The organism is Sporacetigenium mesophilum DSM 16796 (genome assembly GCF_059569055.1).
This window is the reverse complement of sequence record NZ_JCANUR010000001.1, coordinates 1-16,835: the sequence shown is the minus strand read 5'-3', so window position 1 is coordinate 16,835 and position 16,835 is coordinate 1. Positions and strand designations below refer to the sequence as shown.

Here is a 16,835-nt window from a genome sequence, read left to right as displayed (position 1 = left end):
TTGATTTCCCTCCTAATTTATTTCCTTTTAAAAAGGCAATGTATATATATACATTGCCTTTATCAAAAACTCCATATTATAACTTATTAATTATATAACAAAATATAACTTTTTTAAAGATGTTTATGACTTTAATGTTTAGGATATAGTACTATGCCAGAGTCTACAGGTACCTTAACTCCTGGTTTTGGGAACATATCAATTATTTTTGCATTTTCATCAACTTCTATATCTTCATCTATTATATGTTTAAGTCTAGCTTCTTCTAACACCTTATTTGCATCTTGTATACTTAGATTTCTTACATCTGGAACAACAACTTGTTCTTTTACAAATTCAGCTTTTTCTTCTTCACTGTATTTAGGTTCAACTCCTAGATATTTTAATGATTCAGCCATTATCTCCTTAATTATAGGTCCCCCAGTTGTACTACCAAATGCTGCAACTCCTGACGGCTCATCAACTATAGCTAACACTACAAGTTGTGGGTCATCTGTTGGAGCAACACCTACAAATGAAGTTATATATTTCCCTTGAGCATAAACCCCATCTATAACTTTTTGTGCAGTACCAGTTTTACCTCCAACTCTGTATCCTGGCAAATAAGCTGCCTTACCAGAGCCCAAAGAAACAACCGAATTCATAACATCCATCATTTCTTTTGCTGTTTCCTTTGATACTACCTGTCTAACCATTTTAGGATCTATATTTTTTGTAATATTTCCTTGATTATCAACATATTGCTTTACAACTCTAGGTTGCATTAATTCACCTTCATTTGCTATTGCAGATATGGCAGTTATAAGTTGTATTGGTGTAACTGATATAGATTGGCCAAATGATATTGTTGCAAGTTCTACAGGGCCAACATTTTTTTCAGCATATAATATACCCTTTGCTTCTCCTGGTAAATCTACACCTGTAACCTTCATAAGTCCAAATGCTTCTATATAATCATATAACTTTGCAACTCCAAGTCTTTGACCAAGTTCAACGAATACTGGGTTGCATGAGTTTTGAACTGCTTCTGGGAATGTTTGTAGCCCATGTGGTCTGTAATGTCTCCAACATTTTATTCTTCTGCCTTCAACCATTACATATCCTGGGTCGTTGAATTTTTCTCCTTCTTTAATAACACCTTCTTCAACTGCTGCCGATGATGTTATAAGTTTAAAAGTAGATCCTGGTTCATATGTATCACTTATAGCTGGATTTCTCCACATTTTAAATAAACCTTTTATTTTATCTTTATCGCTATAGCTATCAAGTTCTTCTTCCCATGCAGGATATATTGGATCTCTTGGATTATTAGGGTCATAGTCAGGTTTTGATGCCATACCAACTATATCTCCAGTTTTAGGATTCATAGCTACAACTGTAACTCTTTTTGCACTATTAATTTCATATGCCTTTTGAACTGCGTTTTCTATATAATGTTGTATAACCTCATCTATAGTAAGTACTATCCCATTTCCTTCTACAGGTTCAAAGTATTTTTCACTTCCATAAGGTATCTCTCTACCTGAAGCATCAGTACTTACAACTAATTTTCCTCTTGTTCCTCTTAAATGTTTGTCGTATTCCATTTCTATACCAGATATACCAGTTGCATCAGATGCCGTATGACCTAATATATGTGCAGCAAAATTACCATATGGATAATATCTTTGATTATCTTCAGCTACCCATATTCCAGGTACTTTAGATGTTCTTATTTTTTCAGCTTGATCATCTTCTACCCATCTTTTTACCATAACTAATGCCATGTCTTTTCTACTTACAGACTTAAGTACTTTGTCATAATCTTCCCCTATTATTTCACTTATTTTCTTTGCTGCGTCTTCTTTGTTTTTTACCTCGACAGGCTTACACCATATTGTATATTTAGTAACACTTACAGCTAGCTCTTTCATATTTCTATCATATATAGCTCCTCTTTTGGGCTCTATAGGTATATCTCTAGTTTGTTGTGCTAGGGCTAATTGGTTTAACCAAGTTCCCTTAACAAGTTGTATATATCCAGTTCTAAATATAAGTGCCAAAAAAGCACAACAAGCAAGTGCTAGAATAAGTACCAAACGCTTTTTGCCTATTCCCTTTAACTTACTCAAATATCATCCCCCCAATTACTTACTCAACATCTATATACTTTATTTGATCTCCTTTTGGGCTATCCATGTTAAGTCTTGTTTTTGCTTCTTCTTCTATGTACCCACTTTTACTTAATACATCTAATTCAACTCTAATATTATCCTTTTTCTCAAGTTTTTTATCTAGTTCTTTGTTTAAGGTATTTAATTCGTATTTTAACTCACTAACTACTGAATAACCGCACAAAAGCCCTATAACAAGGCCAAGAACTGCTAAAATTGAAGATGCTTTTATAAATTTTATTAATACCTTTGTGCTAATCTTCTTTTTTGTTTTTTTCTTCTTATTATTCTTATTCACTTTTTTTGCTTTATATTCATCAATATGTTTTACATTAGAACGTTTCTTCATATGGTTCCCCCCTACAAAAAAGAAAAATAAATAAAAAAATACAATAGTTATAATTTCAACTTTTATATTGTACTTCCTTCAAAAAACACCAAGAAACGTTCTTCAAATTTTTACAAAATTTAAAATAAAAAATCCCTTCAGCCAAGTAGACTGATGGGATATATAATATTTATTAAATTATTATAATATCTATTTTAGTTTATTTCCGCAATTTGAACAGAAAACTTGATCTGCTCTTATCTTATACCCACAATTAGTACAGAATCTCATATTATTATAACCTGGTTTTGATTCTTTTTTATTAGTTCTATTTAATATGGCGTCGTATTCTCCAGAATCAATCCATTTAAAAAATTCGGCTGTTCTCATTACTGTCCATGGGTGATCAATCCACATTGTACTTACTATTTTAGCCACCTTATCCATAGAATCATAATCATAATCATCAAACTCTTTAGCTTGCCCTATAAAATCATCTACATCAATTAAATTAAAATATTTTTTAGGTACACCTGCTATTTTTATCATAGCTGTTGCTGCAACATTAGAATCTTGGCAAGTTAAAAGCCCAGCTCTGTCAGCTGTAAACTCTGACATCCTCGCCCAATTTAAAATAGCTATTTGCAATCCAGTAGATACTAAGTTTCCTACCCCTAGTGTAGCCGAGCCTATTATCTCTCCTAAAAATGGAAGTATTTGAGCCATTTGATAATACAATACATGTTGGCTCTTAATATGTCCAACTTCGTGACCTATAACAAATAGTAATTCTTCATATGTAAGTAAATCTATTGTTCCACTATTTAATACTATTATTGGATCTTCTACTCCAGCTGTGAAAGCATTGACGTCATAGCCCCATTTTATATATAACTTAGGAATGTTTTTAACGCACAAAATATTGCAAGCTTCTATCAATGCATTGTGTACCTCAGGAAAATTTTTTTCATTTACTTTTATATTACTTCCAGTATATTGTATTTTAAGAATCTTATCAGTCCAATACTTACTAAATTTCCTTATTATTATGTCTAATCCTGGTGTTTGTTCTAAAGCATTAAGTGCCTTTCTATCAAATGGATGTTCATATTCATTAGAGTTTAAATTTAAAATTTCTTTTCTAGTCATTTTATACTCCTTGCTTAGAACGGTATCTGTTTATTTTTTACAATTTTATTGTAATACATATAGTTTCCTCTGAATCCATATATGACACAATATACAAAACTTGCAATTCCGCTAGTAATAATATTTAATACTATGCAAACAACTGCAGATAACCATAATCCTTTTGTTAATGCCCATAGACCTCCGAATAAGAATGCTGCCCAATTCCACTTTCCTTTGTATGCCTCTTCATACTCTGTTATTTTATTAAATTCATCTTGGTAGTAATCAGATAAGTAGGAATAATCGACTTCACAATTATCATATCTATTTTCATTTATGTAGTTATCTTGCACAACTACTGATTCTGAAAAACTTGTACTCTCTTCTCTGTTTGAATTCGGTTTTCCACATTTCCCACAAAACTTATTAGTAGCATCCATTGGTTGCCCACAATTTCCACAAAACATCATTTTAAATCTCCCTTCACGGTCATCTATAAATTAGTAATATATTTCCATACTATTATATCGTAATATATTACTAATTTATTATTAATATTTGTAACAATTTATTCTTTTTCTAAATTCTGTATAAGTTTTAAGTTTTCTCTTTCCACAGTACTCAACTCTTCTTCACTACCTGTAAAGTAGTTATTTGGATAATACCAAGACTTACTCATGAAATAATTATTATAATCTTCTTTTTCAAATACATATCCATGTCTTGCAAATATTTCATTTCTTATAAACGCTAACTGACGTTTAGTATAACTACTTAAGTCATCTCTAGTTAGATATCTTGTATTACTATCTGCTATTATATATTCTGAGTGCAAATTATATGTACTTGTATCTTCATTAGCTTCTGAAGCTTCTTCTAATTTAACTAAATCTTTATAGTACTCAAACTTTTCTATATCATAGTTATATAGCGTGGCCTTTTCTAGATAATTCCAAGTTGTCTCATAGTTTTTATTATTAAAATTTTCCTTTGCTTTACTTACATAAGTATTAGCATATATTTTATTTAAGTCTTCTTCTTTAACTACCCAATCTAAATTTTCTAAAGTAGTTTCAAAGTTTTCATCTTCTTTTAATTTTTCACTGATTTTAACTACTAAATCTTGTTCATACTTTATTTTTAGTGCTTTTGTATAATAGCTTATTGATTGTGTAACTGAACTTTCTGTATTTCCCTTTAACATATAATAGTTATACATTATACTGTCTTTTCTTAACACAACTCCAAGAACTATTACCGCACATACTAAAAATATTATAGGTAAGTTATTTGATTTTTGTTTATTTACTATGATTTGTTTATTGACTTGTTTATTTTTTACTGATTCACTTATTTTAGTACCGCAATAATTACAAAATAAAATTCCATCCTTTATTTTTTTACCACAATTACTACAAGTATTCATATTACGCTCCCCCATTATTTTATTCAAAACAGTTATATATTCCATTCGCTATAGCTTTTGCTATTTTTTCGTGATTTTGAGTATTACTAATGAAATTGTCTTCTTCTTTATTAGATAAGAAACCCATCTCTAATATAACAACCGGTACTTTTGACCAATTGAAACCGGTCATATCATCTCTAGGTATAATTCCTCTGTTTTGTATATTCAACTCTTGTGTATAAGTGTTTATTATTTGCTTTCCATAAATTTTACTTATTTCATATATATTAGAGGTATATTGATTATCTTCAGGAATAAGTACTGATGCTCCTTTTACGCTATGATTTTCAGATGAATCTGCATGTATTCTCACAACTAAATCTGCACTATTTTCATTTGCTATAGTTGCTCTATCAATATTACTTAGAGATTTTGATACTTCTGTCTTTGTCATAACCACATTATATCCTTTTGACTCAAGTTCTTCTTTCAATAGTAGCCCAATGGCTACTGTAGTTTTATGTTCTGGTACTTTTGTGTAATATCCTGTAGCACCTATCACATCTTTAGGTTTCGTCTTAGATGAATTAGGTGATATAGGTTCTTTTGTAAAGTTTCCTACTGATGAATGACCTGGATCTATAACAATAGTTTTAACTTCTTCAATAATGTTTTCATTTTCTTCTTTTGGTTTATTTTCTTGATCTTTTTTATTATCTTCTTTTACAACTATATTTTTATCTTTTACAACAGTTGCAACTTCTTTTTTACTGCACCCACCTATAGCTAATAGCATACATATAGATATTATTGTATAAGTAATTTTCTTTCTCATTTTTTCTCCTTTATTATTTTTAATTTATTTTTACTCCGCAACAAGGGCAGAAATTTAAATTAGAATTAATATTCATATCACAGTTGTCACAAGTATCGCTTTCTATATTTTCAACTGGTATTTCAACTTTTTTTCCACACCCTCCACAAAACCTATCTTCAGAAGTTAAAGCTTTACCGCATGAACATGTAAATCCTTCATCTGCGCTTTTAATTTCTTCTATCTTTCTTTTATTATTGTAGATTAAGTAATCAAAACCTAATATACTATTACATTTTTCGATTATCTCTTCATCTTTTATAATACCTTCTCTTACTTTTTGGTAGATATTTATACCTAAATCTAATAAAGCTTCTGCTTTTTTAGCACTTATATCTTCTATGATTTTATTTAGCTTATAGATTTCTTTTATTGAATCTTCAACATTATTCACGTATTTTCTCCTCCTAAATGTTTTCTATTGTTGGGGAATTATATCTACTTATTAAAATTTTAATGTATTTTATATTAGATAAAACCGCTATAGCTATAGATATAAAAGGTAATAACTGCACTAGCATTGATTCGCTAAACATAAATTTTAACATACCTATGTCTATAAATACTGGAACTAACAGAAGCGGAGCCCATCCAGATAAAATACTCAATAAAATTAGAGATAAATACTTATTTTTACTAATAGATGTTATCCAAAATAAAATAAATACCGTTGAACATATTATAAGTGGAATAATATAAAGTATTTGAATTTCAAGTCGAGTATCTGGATGATACGCTTGATTCAATGAAACTGTATATATTGTAGAATAAGTAAATATCTCTATCAGCAATAGTATTGAAATTATTAATGAGATTATACTTAGACTTGAATTGTTCTCCATAATACCGTTTTTTTTATTTGTCATTTTTCTGGAAGTACCAAAATAACTATTATAATATTGTTCAGTTATATTTATGTTTTTTAGTTTGGATTTAATTTGATTTATTGTTGACCCTCCAAATTTATTTCCAACTTCGCCTATAGAGTCTAATCTTGACAAGTCATTTTTTGAGCAAATTTTTGCAATAATTTTTCCACATCCAATACAGTAATTTGCTTTTTCTTCTATATGACTTCCACATTCCATACAATACTTATCTACGTTGCTTTTTAGTGTTAATTTTTCATTAGGATAATTCAAGCTCTCGCCATCATTTATACAGTAATTATGATAACTCAAATTATCTTGATTACATCTAATACATTTCATATAATTCCCTCCATATAAGTAATTCCTTTATAATTATACATATTTCTTATGTAATAATTTGTCATAATTTGAATTTTTTAGCAACGTATTTATTCTACATTAAATTTAGCACAATTTTATTTTGCATTTGTGACTTCTCCGTATTGCTTTTCACAGTAAAAATATAGATAATATCTGCTATAAAAGTACTTGTTAAGTAGATACTTAGAGGCTATTATAACAACGTATCTATTTTAAATAATTAATATGATATAATTAAGTTAAGAATTTATTAATAGGTTATGTGCATTATAATTTTGACTAAGATATAAAACCCAGAAGTATAAACACAGGTATAAAGTTATAGGAGGAAACTGAATGTCAGTAATGTATGGAGCAATCGAGGCAGGGGGAACAAAATTTATTTGTGCAACTTGTGATAAACAATTTAATATTAAGGAAAAATTGACTATTCCTACGACAACTCCTGAAGAAACTATGAAAGAAGTTTTTAAGTTTTTTGACAAACATTCTGTTAGCTCTATTGGAGTTGGATCATTTGGACCTATAGATATAAACACAAAATCGCCTACCTATGGATATATAACTAATACGCCAAAATTAGCTTGGAAAAACTATAATTTTTTAGGAGAATTAAAAAAACATTATAATATTCCTATTGCTTGGACTACAGATGTAAACGCTGCAGCTTACGGAGAGTTAAAAATGGGAGCAGCTGCTGGAAAAGAAAGTTGTATATATATTACAGTAGGAACAGGTATAGGTGGCGGAATTATAGTTAATGGTTCTATACTGGAAGGATTTAGTCATCCTGAGATAGGACATATATTAGTAAGACGCCATAAAGATGATAAATATGAGGGTAATTGTCCTTTCCATGGAGATTGTCTAGAAGGTATGGCAGCAGGACCTGCAATAGAAGAAAGAACAGGAGTAAAAGGACAGTTAATTAGCAGAGATAGTAATGTTTGGGAAATTGAAGCATATTATTTAGCTCAAGCTGTAATGAACTATACATTGACTCTTTCACCTGAAAAAATAATATTTGGAGGCGGAGTTATGAAACAGGAGCATCTATTATCTATGATAAGAGAATCATTCAAAAACCAACTTAATAACTACGTCAACACACCTGATTTAAATGAATACATAGTACCTTGTGCTTTAGAAGATAATGCAGGTATAATAGGATGTTTTTTATTAGCTAAGGAATGTGTTTAAATACATAAAGTGTGTACCCTCCTTAGTTGGTAATGATATTTTAACCATCACCAATTTTGGAAGTTACACACTTTGTTTTTCCGTTGCTATCTAGTAGTAGTTATAGCTTTTAAGTATTTATTGCTTACATATCCTATCTTTGTTCCATACTTTATTTTATCCCAACCGTTTTTACTTTCTAATACATCCACCTTAGTTCCTTTTTTAAAAGTAGTTATAGTTTTGGCAGTTGTACTAGGCCCACTTCTCATATTAAGATTTGTAGTAGTTTGTTTTTGTGCTATAACTTTTACAGCAGGTGTTGTTGGTGTATTAGTAGCTGGTTTTGTAGGTATTATTTTTAAGTATTTACTACTTGCATAACCTATCTTCGATCCATATTTTATTTTATCCCAACCATTTTTACTTTCTAATACATCTACCTTAATTCCTTTTTTCAAAGTAGTTATAGTTTTAGCAGTTGTACTAGGTCCACTTCTCATATTAAGATTTGTAGTAGTTTCTTTTTGTACTATAGGCTGTGGTTTAGGCACTTCTGTTATTGGAGGTGGTGTTGGATTATTTCTAGTATTATATAAATTGTAACTTTCTTCTGCTAAATAAAGTGGTACATATTTATTTTCATTCCATATTTTATTAAAATTTGAAAGTGGCACATGTGTTTCTCCAACGTATGGACTAAGTTCAAGTGTAAATCCTGGCCTTTTCGTTGTTGTAACAAACCAATCTTTAAAGCCTTTACCATCTTCCATTCCATATCCACTATTTATTAATTTATATCCTGTGTATAAATTTATCTTTTGTGCATAATCATAATCTCTTTTTTCTGTAACACTATCTTGTCCAAATTTCCAAAATATAAGTTCACCTGAACTGTGATAAGATACAACCATTTCAGGATTATTACTTCTTACTAAGTTTAATAGACCAACTACCTCTTTCGCCTCTTCTGGTCTATTTCCTTTGAACCCAGCATAACTCGGCTTAGTTGGAGTAGAACTTGAAGACCAATTAGCATTATATTGTCTATTTAAGTCAATCCCTTTCCCATTAGCCTTCCATCTCTTAAAGTCTAAACTTCCACCATTCATACTTATAAGTTGGCTGTGGACACTTTCTGGGAACTTCTCTAACCCAGATTGTTGCAATGTAACTCCATCAGGATTCACCATAGGAACAAATGATATAGTTGTTTTGTCTAAAGTTTCTTTAACGTTATATTTATCCCAGTTTTCATTATTATTGTACCCTATAGCTAAGTCTTCTAGCATTTTCATCGTTAGTGTTGTACTAATCCATTCTCTAGCATGATGAGATGCGTTTATATGAAGTATTGGATTTCCTGTACCTAATTTTACTTCATATATATTACGCCCATATTCGGATTCCCCAATTACATTTAGTTTTATTATTTCTGGATACTTTTGCTCAAGTTCATATAAATCTTCTTGCATCTGTTCATAGGTATAAGTTTTAGAAGTATCAACTATTTTTGTCTGACCCCATGACACCTGTGTAAAACATAAAATAAAGGAAACTAATAATGTCAAAAATTTCTTCAATATCTTCACCCCTAAAAATATAATAATATCCCTATAATATTACTACATTTTCCTACATATTTTTTCGTTTTTCTACATTTTAGCCGTTTGTAAGTTTTTCCAAAGAATTATACAAAAAATAAAATAAGTCCTCATATGAGGACTAGTTTTAAAGTTTCATTTAATCTCTTTGTATAAATATTTATTATTAATAAGGATATGCGTATAATAGATATCGCTTAGGTGCATTGCCAATAAAGTTAAAAGGGTAGCACGTTTGTATAACTAATTCCTCTTTAGGATAAGTTGACTTAATAACTTGTGTATCCTCTGGATTGACAATTTTATTATGAGAAATTTTATACTTTACTTTACTGTATGGCATTTCAATATATATATAGTCTCCAGAATTTAAATTTTGTATTTCTTTAAATACTTTGTCTCTATGAACTGCCAAATATATCTGATCATTTTGCAATGGGTATTTAGATTCACTTATATGACCAATACCCTTGTTTAAATCAGTATCTCTAACTCCTTCTATTATAGCAATCCTTTTTTCAAACTTAGGTATATACAATACTCCAAAGGCCTTTCCATGACTTCCTCTAAAGTTTTCTATCTTTTCCCTATATATTGTTTTTTCATCATTTGTATTTATTATACTTTCTGCTTTTGCCAAAGCTATTTGCTCTTCTGTTCTTATACCGATCCATTCATATATAGGTTTAATAAGAGATATTATACCTACAAGTATAAGAAATATAGCTATAATCTTTTTCATACTTTTAGAAGTTGCCCCCATTCTAATTAATATAAAAGGGAGAAATATATTTCCCCCTTTTATGTAATATGGACTTATTTATTTCTTCTATTTCTAAATAAAGATCCTCCAGTTATCATACTAGCAGCACCAAATATCATTGTTGCAAGACTGCCTATCATATTTTCACCAGTTTTAGGCAATTCTGACTTTATTATATTTTCATTAGTACTATTGTTATTTTCTATAACCTTATTCTCTATAGGCTCTTTCCCGTTAGTATCCTTAACTTCTTCATTATTTACAGGATTATTATTTATAGGGTTATTGTTTTGATTATCATTTGTCTGATTATTATCTACAGGATTATTATTTTGGTTATCCTCTGGTTTTGTGTTGCCTTGGTCATTATTTTCTTTTATTATATTTAGAACCGGTTCCTGTACATCACCTTTTGCATCAACTATCAATTGTACCTCAGAAGAAGGTTGGAATTTTTCTACTTTACCATCTGCATGTTGTATAGTTCCTTGTTTAGTATCTATGGTATACACTAATTCCCATTGAGTAGTAGCTACCGTTGGTGTAATACTCATTATTCCAAATGAACGCATAGTTCTTGCTTGCACAGCTGGAGCCTTGGCCATATATTTACTTATCTTGCCATCACTTGTTATTTCATATTTTTCACTTACACCCTTCTCAATAGTTGTCTTTTCTTCAGATGCTTTTATAATAGTATTTTCAACTTTTATTTCTAGTATCCCATCATTAACTGATATAGATGTATTTTCATTTTCTAAGATCTCACTTGCTAATCCTACAACTACCTCTTTAGAAGATGTTATAACCACCTCTTGTTTATCTACTGGTTTTTCAATAGATACACTACTTTCTTTAACTAACTCTTCAACTAACACATCTACTTTACTTGGTTGTGTTGTGTCTTGTTTTTCTGTCCATTCAATAGTTTTTTCATCAGTAACATAAGTAGTATCTGATAAAACATACTCAAGTTTAAAACTATTTGTTGTTTCACTTAAATTTATGATTTGTAATTCAGTATCTACTTTTAAATTAATCTTTTTGCCATCATTAGTTTGTATATATGCTGATGTTAAGGTATTAATGTTTTCCTTTTTAATATTAAACTTAATATAAGCTTTGTCGCCTTTTATAGCACTCATAATATAAGGCTGAATAATAGAATTTTCTAATGATATACTTTCCTTTGTTAATGTAACATTTATTGTATCTTCAACTTTATTTCCATATTGGTCTCTAACTGCAACCTTTAGAATAGCACTATCTTTATCTATAATATTAGTACTTAAACTATATATATTAGCATTAGTTCCAAGGCCATCTACTATTGATGTTAAATCTAAAGTGTATAATTTACTATCGTCTATAGATATTTCATCTTTAATGTCTACCACCTTAACAGTTACAGTTTCTTTTGCAACCTGACCGTTGCTATCTATAGTTTCTACGGTTACTGTTTGCTCTCCTATTCTTGAAGAATCGAAACCAGTTATTTTTATATCTAAATCTCCATCTTCTTTATCAATAGCTTTAGCTCCTGTTGACTTTATAATATCTAAATCTTCAACATTTTCTTTATTTACTAATATATTTCTATTAGCTAAATTTATACTAGGAGTTTCATTCTTCACCTCTATTTTTGCTGCTATACTTGAATTATTAGCATTATCTGTCGCTATTGCTTCCACAATTTTTCCTACTGACTGTCTTGATATAGATATAATAAAGTTTCCATTTTCGTCTGCTATAGCTTCTCCTATTTTGTCTCCGTTGACCTTTGCTATTATTGTTGCTCCTGCTTCAGTTGTCCCTGTTATTTCTTCTGACTTATCACTTATTTCGTTTACCTTTGGAGCTTCTGGCGCTGTTGTATCTATAACTGTTATCCCAATAGATTTTACTTTATTTCCTTCACTATCCATTGCTAGTATTTCTATTTGTGTTCCTTGTTTCTGTGGTGATATTTCTATAGTGTAATTTCCACTCTCATTAACTACAACTTGTCCTATTTCTTCTCCATTGACACTTGCTATTATCTTTAATCCAGGCTCTGATTTACCTATTATTTCAACTGTTTTATCATTTATTTCTTTAGTTACCTCTAAGTTTATCTTTACATCAGAAACATAAAAATTATATTTACTTAAATCAAATAATTCACTATATCTAGCTCTTATGTCTAATCTATTATCTCTATCGTCTGTTATAAATATATTGTCCATTATCCATTGTCCTGGATAATTAAATGTATCGATATATCCTTCATACATTCCTGTTTCTTTATTATATATAAGATTTAAATAATACTCTTCATTAGATATAATATAGTTTAATGATACGTCTTTTATCCCCGATTCATCATCTCTAGCATCTATTGTTACTTTAATTTTGTCTCCTACTGTAACAAATTTTTTATCAATACTAATACTATTTAATTTTGGTTTTATATTATCTTCAATATAATTTCCAAAAGCCCAGAAATTCACTTCATTCTCTAGTTGTAATTCATTTTCATTACCAAACTTGTCAGTGGCAATTACTTCAAATATACTCCATAAGCCAAAATTATCAAATTTATCTATATTCATATCATATTCATATACTTTTGTCTCTTCATTGTAACTTAAATCTACATATTGAGTTATGTAATCACCTAAAAACGAAAAAGAACTTCCATATCTTGGCTTCCTTATGCCAACCTTTACGTTGTCTACTGAAGATTCATTATCCCCTGCTTCTACAATTATCTTTACTGTTTCCCCTACTGTTACCTCACTTTTGTTTACTTTTATTGAATTTATATATGGTTTATACGTATCAGCGTTAGTCCCTGTAACTGTAAAGTTTCCATCAAATAAACTTACGTTATCATAAAAGTCATATATAGTATAATTATTTCTATTACCATCTCGAAGATTTATACGATTTAATCGCCATTGTCCTGATTCAATACTATTATCAATATCAATATACCCTTCATATTTTCTTGTTTCCTCATTGTATTTCAAATAAATATCAGTATATACACCTGTTATAGGCTTTATATAACTTACAGAGACAACTTCAGATTTATCATCTTTAACTTCTAAACTTATTTTCAACCTATCTCCTACTGTTAAAATATCTTTTTCCACTTTTATAGATTTAACTTCTGGTATTACAGGTGCAACATTTTCTCCTTCTTCAACAAAAATATCTGCACCACTTAAGTCCTGAGACTCCAGTTCTCTACTTATATTTGAATTAAATAATCTTGTAACATTACCACTCTTATCGTAAATTTCTATATACTCTATTTCCCAAGGGCTTGCTTGGGTATCAATATTAATATCCCCTTCATATTTATTTGTTTCTTCGTTATAATATAAGTTTATGCGACGGGACATTTTTGTTCCTTGTGTCTTATAAACTACATGTGCTTGTGTTTCATAATGTCCCGCTCCATAAGGATCATACTTCGACTTTAAGCTAGATAATCCCGAATCTTTATCTTCTGCATCTATTACTATTTTTACTGTTTCTCCTACTTTTGCAGTTGTTTTATCTATACTTACAGATTTAATTATAGGAGCTGTAGTATCTAATATTGTTCCATCTACCTTAAAATTTCCTCCGCTTAAATCCATTATTTCCTGATAATAATCTTCTTCTATAGAGTTTGAATTATATGTCCTTGATTCATTACCATTTTTATCGAATATCCATATAGATTTTATCTTCCATTCACCTGGTTCACTCAGATATTTGTCAATATCTATATATCCTTCATATTTATTAGTAACACTATTGTATTTTAAATCTAAGTAATATTCATCCTTTGTTACTGGAGTTATATAAACTACTTGTGGAGAAAAATAACCTCCCCATGACGAGTCTTCTATTAACTTTAATTCTCCTAATCCCGATTCATTATCTTCCGCATCTATAGTTATTTTTAACCTTTCTCCTTCTGTTACCGTATCTTTATCTACTTGTACTGACTTAATAATAGGTGCTGTTTTATCTAATACAGTTCCATAAACTTCAAAATCTCCTCCGCTCAGATCTTGTGCCTCTATTTCATCAGATATATTTGAATTATATATAGTTGTTACGTTTCCATGTCCATCTTCAAGTGCTATATTGTATATTTCCCACTTCCCAGAAGCAGTATTGTACTTATCTATTTCCATAATGTATCCTATATATTTTTTTGACTCTTCATTATAAGTCAGTGTTACTCTGCTATCATCCCATGCCGATTTCGTATTTTTATAGGTTACAACAATAGATTTTATTCCAGGTTCAACATCTTCTGCATCTACACTTATTTTTACTATTTCATCTGCTGTAGCTCTTGTTTTATCTACATTTACAGAATTAAACTTTGGTGCAATACTATCTCTTTTTATTACTTCAAAGTTACCTTCACTTAAATCTCTATCTGATTTAGAAATAACTTGTTTATTTCCTGCATTATCATATATATTTATTTGATCTATCGTCCATTTACCTATAAAATATGAGTCCCAAATTTCGCCTTCTAGTCTATTTGTATTTCTATCATAACTCAAATCTATAGTTTCTATATCACCATCTGGTTTTATATATACGATTTCAGCTCTACGTGGTCCTGACTCACTATCATTTGCTTCTATACTTATATAAATACTTTCCCCTATTAAAACCTTTTCCTTATCTGTTTGTACTGATATAAATTCTGGAAGTAAATTATCTACTGTTGTGTTAATTACCTCAAAATTCCCTTCACTTAAGTCTCTATCTTCACTAGAAATAACTAGTTCATTTCGTGAATTATCATATATATGTATTTCTTCTAAAATCCACTTTTCTACTTGTCCATTGTATTTTTTATTTATGTCTATGAATCCTTCTAACTTATTAGTTATCTCATTATACTCTAAATCTATGTTTTTTGGTCCATCAGGTGTATTGTATATTACGGAACTTTTATATCTTCCTTTATATAACTCTGATTCATCTTGAGCATTTATACTTATTCTCAATGTTCCTTCTGATATTTGTTTTTTACTTACTTCTACACCATTAAATACTGGCTTTATTTTATCTTGATATTCAACTAAAATAGAAGGACTAGTATAATCTACTTCCTTTGTATACGATTTAGATTTATAATTATTTGTTGTATCTCTATAATATAACTTTATGTATTTAACGTCCCATGTGCCAAGTTCAACCTCTTCATATAGAGGATTTGTAGTAACAACCCACTTTCCTGATTCAGAATCATATTCAGCATAATGTCTATATGATGAGGTATCATTAGAATCTCCATAGTTTACTTCTACCCTACTAATTAGAGATGGATCATAATCTATATCTAAATATATTTCAAAACTTTCTCCAGGTTGGACACTTGTTTTATCCACTGTAACAGATTTTATTTTTGGTTCAGTTATTTCTTCCTCTACTGTTTGATTTTCTTCAGTGATTAAGTTTTCTGTGACTTGTTCTCCTTCTATAATTTGTTGTTCAACCACTTCTGTATTATCTCCCGAATTTTGAAATTCTTGAGCAAACACAGGTGTTACAGATGCACTTCCTATAGCTAGCGCTATTGTAACAATTGATGAAAGTTTTTTCTTATGCATTTTGTTTCTCCCCCTGCTTTATTTTTATAATTTTTTTGAAAAAATGGCATTATCTTACATATAATATCATATTTTATTATATTTTCTCAATATTAAAAATAATACTATTTTCTTTGTAATTATACATTTTCTTACATATTTTTTTCAAATAAAAAAGGAGTGAGTATTATTCTACTCACTCCTAAAAACCTTATAAATCACCACTCAAAAGTCATATATTTATTTGAAGTTTACATAAATCTATTTACAAATTCGTTCACGGATATTTTTATTTTCCCTCATTAATTATCCTTTTAAAGCTGATGCTAATCTGCTATCTGTATCTTCCATTTCCTTTGCTACACTTTTTAATTGTTCATTTATCCCTTCTGTTATCGTTACAAATTCTTGTAATGCTGGTTTTAATTCTTCGAATCTTTGGAAGAATGAAGACTGTGCTAATCCTTCCCATGCTGATGATAATCCATCTACTATTCCTGATAATTGTGTTATTAATTGATCTGTTTGTTGTGATCCATTTAAAAACTCCCCTGCTGCTCCTATTAACT

13 protein-coding genes are annotated in these 16,835 nt (G+C 29.6%); 1 reads left to right on the top strand and 12 read right to left on the bottom strand.

The features are described 5' to 3' along the window. Positions 1–131 precede the first annotated feature (131 nt). From BS62_RS00065 to BS62_RS00030, 8 genes are all read right to left on the bottom strand, one after another. Positions 132–2,111 carry a stage V sporulation protein D gene (locus BS62_RS00065; protein WP_496489195.1) on the bottom strand — a complete coding sequence of 660 codons (1,980 nt, stop codon included), beginning with the start codon at positions 2,109–2,111 and terminating at the stop codon, positions 132–134. A gap of 19 nt (positions 2,112–2,130) precedes the next feature. Continuing rightward, positions 2,131–2,502: a hypothetical protein gene (locus BS62_RS00060; RefSeq protein ID WP_496489194.1), complete on the bottom strand. Its 372-nt coding sequence runs from the start codon at positions 2,500–2,502 to the stop codon at positions 2,131–2,133. A 189-nt stretch (positions 2,503–2,691) separates the two neighbouring features. After that, entirely contained in the window at positions 2,692–3,630 is a 939-nt protein-coding gene (locus BS62_RS00055) for a M48 family metallopeptidase (protein WP_496489193.1), read from the bottom strand. 14 nt (positions 3,631–3,644) lie between these two features. Continuing rightward, entirely contained in the window at positions 3,645–4,082 is a 438-nt protein-coding gene (locus BS62_RS00050) for a DUF2628 domain-containing protein (RefSeq protein WP_496489192.1), read from the bottom strand. A gap of 98 nt (positions 4,083–4,180) precedes the next feature. After that, entirely contained in the window at positions 4,181–5,038 is an 858-nt protein-coding gene (locus BS62_RS00045) for a YARHG domain-containing protein (protein WP_496489191.1), read from the bottom strand. A 19-nt stretch (positions 5,039–5,057) separates the two neighbouring features. Next, a complete protein-coding gene (locus BS62_RS00040; protein WP_496489190.1) occupies positions 5,058–5,855 on the bottom strand; it encodes an N-acetylmuramoyl-L-alanine amidase family protein in 798 nt (265 codons plus the stop codon). A 19-nt stretch (positions 5,856–5,874) separates the two neighbouring features. Next, positions 5,875–6,288, bottom strand: coding sequence for a double zinc ribbon domain-containing protein (locus tag BS62_RS00035; protein ID WP_496489189.1), 414 nt, complete (start codon positions 6,286–6,288; stop codon positions 5,875–5,877). A gap of 13 nt (positions 6,289–6,301) precedes the next feature. Then, positions 6,302–7,105: a hypothetical protein gene (locus tag BS62_RS00030; RefSeq protein WP_496489188.1), complete on the bottom strand. Its 804-nt coding sequence runs from the start codon at positions 7,103–7,105 to the stop codon at positions 6,302–6,304. A gap of 357 nt (positions 7,106–7,462) precedes the next feature. Here BS62_RS00030 and BS62_RS00025 point away from each other — a divergent pair, with 357 nt between their 5' ends. Next, positions 7,463–8,326 (top strand): ROK family protein, encoded by an 864-nt coding sequence (locus BS62_RS00025; protein ID WP_496489187.1) that lies wholly within the window; start codon positions 7,463–7,465, stop codon positions 8,324–8,326. Positions 8,327–8,412: 86 nt separating this feature from the next. On the opposite strand, the gene BS62_RS00020 is transcribed toward BS62_RS00025, so the two are convergent. The 4 genes from BS62_RS00020 to BS62_RS00005 form a co-directional block, all read right to left on the bottom strand. Next, positions 8,413–9,888, bottom strand: a complete 1,476-nt coding sequence (locus BS62_RS00020) for a M14 family zinc carboxypeptidase (RefSeq protein WP_496489186.1) — start codon at positions 9,886–9,888, stop codon at positions 8,413–8,415. 187 nt (positions 9,889–10,075) lie between these two features. Next, positions 10,076–10,651, bottom strand: a complete 576-nt coding sequence (gene srtD / locus BS62_RS00015; RefSeq protein WP_496489185.1) for a class D sortase, LPxTATN-specific — start codon at positions 10,649–10,651, stop codon at positions 10,076–10,078. Between the two features lie 74 nt (positions 10,652–10,725). After that, complete coding sequence (locus BS62_RS00010) at positions 10,726–16,287, bottom strand: Ig-like domain-containing protein (RefSeq protein ID WP_496489184.1); 5,562 nt, start codon at positions 16,285–16,287, stop codon at positions 10,726–10,728. 285 nt (positions 16,288–16,572) lie between these two features. Beyond that, on the bottom strand, positions 16,573–16,835 hold a 263-nt coding region (locus BS62_RS00005), incomplete at its 5' end, for a WXG100 family type VII secretion target (RefSeq protein ID WP_496489183.1).

Excerpts from the sequence above, each read along its gene's own strand:
- BS62_RS00060 (WP_496489194.1), bottom strand. The coding sequence starts at position 2,502 with ATGAAGAAACGTTCTAATGTAAAACATATTGATGAATATAAAGCAAAA.
- BS62_RS00055 (WP_496489193.1), bottom strand. The coding sequence starts at position 3,630 with ATGACTAGAAAAGAAATTTTAAATTTAAACTCTAATGAATATGAACAT.
- BS62_RS00050 (WP_496489192.1), bottom strand. The coding sequence starts at position 4,082 with ATGATGTTTTGTGGAAATTGTGGGCAACCAATGGATGCTACTAATAAG.
- BS62_RS00045 (WP_496489191.1), bottom strand. The coding sequence starts at position 5,038 with ATGAATACTTGTAGTAATTGTGGTAAAAAAATAAAGGATGGAATTTTA.
- BS62_RS00040 (WP_496489190.1), bottom strand. The coding sequence starts at position 5,855 with ATGAGAAAGAAAATTACTTATACAATAATATCTATATGTATGCTATTA.
- BS62_RS00030 (WP_496489188.1), bottom strand. The coding sequence starts at position 7,105 with ATGAAATGTATTAGATGTAATCAAGATAATTTGAGTTATCATAATTAC.
- BS62_RS00025 (WP_496489187.1), top strand. The coding sequence starts at position 7,463 with ATGTCAGTAATGTATGGAGCAATCGAGGCAGGGGGAACAAAATTTATT.
- srtD (WP_496489185.1), bottom strand. The coding sequence starts at position 10,651 with ATGAAAAAGATTATAGCTATATTTCTTATACTTGTAGGTATAATATCT.
- BS62_RS00010 (WP_496489184.1), bottom strand. The coding sequence starts at position 16,287 with ATGCATAAGAAAAAACTTTCATCAATTGTTACAATAGCGCTAGCTATA.